The organism is Vibrio albus, assembly GCF_003144035.1.
GTDB lineage: Bacteria > Pseudomonadota > Gammaproteobacteria > Enterobacterales > Vibrionaceae > Vibrio > Vibrio albus.
Genome location: NZ_QFWT01000033.1, coordinates 1 through 793, shown reverse-complemented (window position 1 = coordinate 793; position 793 = coordinate 1). Strand labels below are relative to the sequence as shown.

At 48.3% G+C, this 793-nt stretch carries 1 protein-coding gene and 1 pseudogene; both read right to left on the bottom strand.

What is annotated here, in order from left to right; genetic code table 11:
- Window positions 1–95, bottom strand: a pseudogene (locus DI392_RS19405) (HPP family protein); the annotation flags it as partial.
- A gap of 386 nt (window positions 96–481) precedes the next feature.
- Window positions 482–793 carry a transposase gene (locus tag DI392_RS20070; RefSeq protein WP_425445706.1) on the bottom strand — a complete coding sequence of 104 codons (312 nt, stop codon included), beginning with the start codon at window positions 791–793 and terminating at the stop codon, window positions 482–484.

Below are 793 nucleotides of genomic sequence, written 5' to 3'. Positions count from 1 at the left end.
AAATGCCCTAGAATCACATTCTTTGGCTGAGCCAACGGACTATCCGGAATACCAAACACAAGTACCGTGGTTGCTCCAAATGGTGCCATCAATAGCAAAGAATAACGGGGTCACCCATTAGCCAGCCGGGGTCAATAGGGGCGCAAAAAACTCTACCGAAATTTTTCGGCAATGTTTGGTTTCCACCCAAACACATAATTCGCGCCCTGATTTTCTATGTACGATGCAGCAGTATCATCCGCACCAGTCACCCATCTGGTTCTAGGCCTAATGGCCCCAAATGCTTACGCATTCCACAAAATCTTCGGTTCCACAAAACTGTCCAATAAAAGTCACAGTGTCTATGGCTCGGTTTCCCTGCCACCCCGGAAATGGCTCAGTTCGTGGGCGAATGATTGTTTAGGTGGCGGGACAGGGCATCCAATCAGAGTCTAGTGGTTCATACCAACCCCTGTGCGGGCTTACCCTGTACCGCCGAATTTCACCCGAAAGCGCGATTTACATCAAAGGGGATTTGCTCCTTAAGCATGTAATATACGGCTCTGGCGAGCTTATGAGCAACGGCTCGGATTGCCACTATCCCGTTTCTCTTTTGCCGTTTTCGCTCATAGAAAGCTTTGATTCGAGCGTCATATCGAACGGCAAAATGTGCCGCTTCCGAAAACACCCAGGACAAATATTTGTTGCCAGCTTTTTTGTTGCCTTCACCTTTCTTCTTGCCGTTACTTTCTCTGGTACTGGCAACACACCGACAGTACGAGGCGAAGTGGCCAACTTTTTTAAAGCGATGTAT